Genomic DNA, 3,643 nt, shown 5'->3' on the forward strand with positions numbered 1-3,643 from the left:
CTCCTTTGTATAGATGGTTTTTCGTCAATTCCATTATACCAAACGGGACAGGTTTATGCCTTTTTTATTGGCTGAAATATTGAATTTTCAAGGTTCAACACACCGTATTGGTGTGGGAAGTTTTAGTAAATAATCATTTTCCTGTTTACAATAAACCATTATTAACTATAATTGACGATGATGGAAACAAACATTTTTTGGCTGATGTAGTTCCTCTTATTGAGGATATTAAAAAGCCTATCGCATCTGCTGTTGTACCAACAAGAATTGGAAGTGATGTAAATTATATGACTTACGATCAAATTGCAGAGTGTGTTGATAGAGGTGCAGAGATACTTTGTCACACATATAATCATAGAGAGGGTAGTGAAATTCCATCACTTGATGAGGAAACAATTGTTTACGAATATCAAAGAGGATTTAATATACTTGCAAGAAAAGGTTTTCCATCCTGTGATATTCTTGTATACTCTTCATCAACCGGAAACTACGAAATATGTCATAAATCAGCAGAGAAGGTTTTTAAGTGTGGTATCAAAATTGGAGGTTCTGTTGTTAACAATCAAAATTCGAATAAATATGCACTTGCGAGGTATAGAATTGACTATGCATCAACAGAAGAGAGAACAGATTGGAACCTTGATGATATGAAAGCATTTATAGATGATTGTGTAAGAAGTGGTGGTTGGATGATTTGGATGTTTCATACATCTAACAGCAAGTATCTTCATAGAGTTGTTTGCGATGATCAGGGAAATCCAATATTTGAGTCAGATGGTTCACCTATGCTTATGTACGAAAGTGGGCAACCGGTTTATGACAGAAATGAAGTTGGATTTATGTATCATCATGTTGGTGATGTGGTATATATTCCTATGTTACGAGAAGCGATGGAATACGCTTTATCAAAAGGTGTAGATATTGTAACGGCACAATATGCTTATAAGAAATATTTTGGAGGTAATTAACTAACGTATAAAAAGATTGGAAACAATAATATGGCTAGACAGAGACCGAGACCTCTTCTTAAGTTAATCTAGGTTTGAAGTTTTAAGTATTAAGTGTTTATCTAAGGATGATAACTAGGTATTGCAGGAGTATGAGATAAGTTGAAAAATTAAGTTCCTAAATGAGATAGATCAATGTGCTCTCCAGAAATATTGTGGCGAATGATTTTTATATTAATGTTGTTAGAAAACATGATCTGTATAATTTTGAAGTGTGGATAAAAATTCAGGAAAGATATTTTAATAATGTTACAAAAGTGAAGTAAGGTAAGAGAAAAATATGAAGATCCGAGCGAGACCGTGAACCGGTCTTATTTTTATGCAAAAAAATGACAATGAACGACAAGGAGAGAAGGTCATGGAAAATGGAATCAGCAGGGAAGAACATGACGAGTTTGTCCGCAGGATGGAGGACGAACATAAGAGGACCAACCACAGATTGGAAGCTCTGGAAGAAGGACTCAGACAAATTCAAGATCTGACAGCAAGTGTAGAACGGTTGGCTCTGAGTGTGGAGAGTATGGCAAAGTCACAGAGTAGGCAAGAAACCAGGTTGGAAAAACTGGAAGGACGAGACGGTGAAATGTGGCGAAAAGTAAGTGGATATGTAATCACAGCAATCATTGGAATTATTGTTGGTTATGTATTCAAACTTATTGGAATGTAAAAGGAGGAATGATTTATGGTAGATGCAATGCAGCTTGATGTTTTTAAAATGGTAATGGAGAATATCAATCTCCTGATTTTTGTGGCAGGGGTAATCTGTTTCCTGAATGTTGTGATTACACAGGTGACAAAGGGCCTTCCGGGCTTACGTAGCATCCCGACGGATCTGCAGGTTCTTGTGCTGTCGGTAGCATTAACCTTGATTGCATATTTTGCTTGTGTAGATATGACGGGATTTCCTGTTACATGGTACTTTGTTATTGCCATGATCGTGATTGGATTTGTCCTTGCACTGGTAGCGACAAAAGGATGGACCTATGTTGCAGAGCTGTTTTGGAGATTCCAGCATAAAGGAGATGATACGGATGCTGACGAAAAGGAATAAATTACTGAAAAGAGTAAGGGCGGTTGCGCTGGCAGCCGTCCTTTTCTGTACACCGGTTATTGGGACAATAGTCGTAGCTTCGCCGATCCGGGCAGAAGCGGCTACTATAAACGGATTACAGATTAATCAGAAACTTCAGACAATCAATGCATCCAGCCGGTATGGGAATGATGTAAAATATATTGTTGTGCACTATACCGGAGCACCTGGAAGTGCTGTAAACAATGCTACCTATTTTGCAAATGGATATCGAGGAGCATCAGCCCATTATTTTGTAGGATATAATGGAGAAATATGGCAGAGCGTTTCCGACAATCTGGCAGCCTGGTCTGTTGGAGGAAATAAATATCTGGGAACCAAGGGTGGTAGTGTATACGGAAAGTGTACCAATTACAATAGTATCAATATTGAGATGTGTGTAAGGACTTCCGGAAGTAGAAGTGATACATCAAAGGATTGGTATTTTGAGAATGCTACCATCAACAGTACAGTAAAACTGGTACAGGGACTGATGAAGAAATATGATGTTCCGTTATCCCGTGTTGTTAGGCATTATGATGTAGTCGGAAAATACTGCCCGAATCCATTTGTGCTTAATGATGATCCAGTGACATGGAGTTCTTTTAAAAGTATGGTGGCTGGAGACCAGAATCTTCCGGAAGATTCTGGAAGTTCTATAGAGGTTTCTACAAAACCGTCAACACCATCGAATGGAGGATCCACGGCAGCATCGGGAGTCAATGTCCGGTATCAGGCATATGTAAACGGTCAGTGGCTCCCGTGGGTGACAAATTATAATAATGTAAGTTCAGATGGATATGCAGGAATTCCATGTAAGGCAATCACAGGACTGAAGGCCTATACAGTAGGATCACAGTCAGCGGTTGGAAATCTGCAGTATCGGGTTCACCTTCAGGGTGGGCAGTGGCTTTCCTGGGTAACGGATGCATCCGGAAAGACGCCGAATGACTATGCCGGGATCTATGGCCATGTCATTGACGGAATTCAGGTTCGATTGATTAATAAGTCAGGATATCATGCTGAAGTGAGAGTCCAGCTTACGGATCGGACGGGATGGCTTTCCTGGTCCAGTCAGTACAGTACTGGTGCAGATGCCTATGCTGGAATCTACGGAATAGGAATTGATAGAGTTCAGATTCGGATTGTAAAGAATTAAAAGAATCCCTCCAGTTTCCTCTGGAGGGATTTTTTGATGAAAAGTTCAGTTACGTTAATTTTTGGTTATTTCTTTTGCTTTTGTAATGAGATATTGTTCAACTTCGGATTCTGTTTTACATTTTTCAATCCATTCTGATTGATATAGTTTGGCATAATTTTTAAGTTCATTTTCACGTATTGAATCCAAGTTAAACATGATAATAACGCTAGATAATATTTTACCAATAGTTATAGCATCTTTTATTATTCCCATAAAGCACCTCCTATAAAATATACTATAATTGTACCAAGTCGCTAGCGCGACGGCTAGTGCAAGGTACGCATTTCCATCACTTTTTTCCAAAAAAAGTAGCAGTTTTTGTATTTATGTTGTATTGTTGAGTTACCACACACACCAATCTTCATA

Annotated in this window: 5 protein-coding genes; 4 read left to right on the plus strand and 1 reads right to left on the minus strand. The window is 38.5% G+C overall.

From position 1 onward, the window contains the following. The first annotated feature begins 110 nt into the window (after positions 1-110). From Selli1_RS17950 to Selli1_RS17965, 4 genes are all read left to right on the plus strand, one after another. On the plus strand, positions 111-968 hold the full coding sequence (locus Selli1_RS17950) for a polysaccharide deacetylase family protein (protein ID WP_281874435.1): 858 nt from the start codon (positions 111-113) through the stop codon (positions 966-968). Between the two features lie 397 nt (positions 969-1,365). Next, a complete protein-coding gene (locus tag Selli1_RS17955) occupies positions 1,366-1,674 on the plus strand; it encodes a hypothetical protein (protein WP_281874438.1) in 309 nt (102 codons plus the stop codon). A gap of 15 nt (positions 1,675-1,689) precedes the next feature. Further along, on the plus strand, positions 1,690-2,058 hold the full coding sequence (locus Selli1_RS17960) for a ribonuclease (RefSeq protein ID WP_281874439.1): 369 nt from the start codon (positions 1,690-1,692) through the stop codon (positions 2,056-2,058). Continuing rightward, the gene (locus tag Selli1_RS17965; protein WP_281874440.1) at positions 2,039-3,235 is read left to right on the plus strand and encodes a peptidoglycan recognition protein family protein; all 1,197 of its coding nucleotides are present in this window, start codon (positions 2,039-2,041) and stop codon (positions 3,233-3,235) included. The genes Selli1_RS17960 and Selli1_RS17965 overlap by 20 nt, the downstream gene beginning before the upstream one ends. Positions 3,236-3,289: 54 nt before the next feature. Here Selli1_RS17965 and Selli1_RS17970 read toward each other — a convergent pair whose 3' ends face one another. Continuing rightward, positions 3,290-3,490 carry a hypothetical protein gene (locus tag Selli1_RS17970; RefSeq protein WP_281874442.1) on the minus strand — a complete coding sequence of 67 codons (201 nt, stop codon included), beginning with the start codon at positions 3,488-3,490 and terminating at the stop codon, positions 3,290-3,292. Positions 3,491-3,643: the final 153 nt, after the last annotated feature.

The sequence above is a fragment of the Sellimonas catena genome, from assembly GCF_027924685.1.
GTDB classification, from domain to species: domain Bacteria; phylum Bacillota; class Clostridia; order Lachnospirales; family Lachnospiraceae; genus Sellimonas; species Sellimonas catena.

Coding starts and splice junctions, on each gene's coding strand:
- Selli1_RS17955 (WP_281874438.1), top strand. CDS start 1,366: ATGGAAAATGGAATCAGCAGGGAAGAACATGACGAGTTTGTCCGCAGG.
- Selli1_RS17960 (WP_281874439.1), top strand. CDS start 1,690: ATGGTAGATGCAATGCAGCTTGATGTTTTTAAAATGGTAATGGAGAAT.
- Selli1_RS17965 (WP_281874440.1), top strand. CDS start 2,039: ATGCTGACGAAAAGGAATAAATTACTGAAAAGAGTAAGGGCGGTTGCG.
- Selli1_RS17970 (WP_281874442.1), bottom strand. CDS start 3,490: ATGGGAATAATAAAAGATGCTATAACTATTGGTAAAATATTATCTAGC.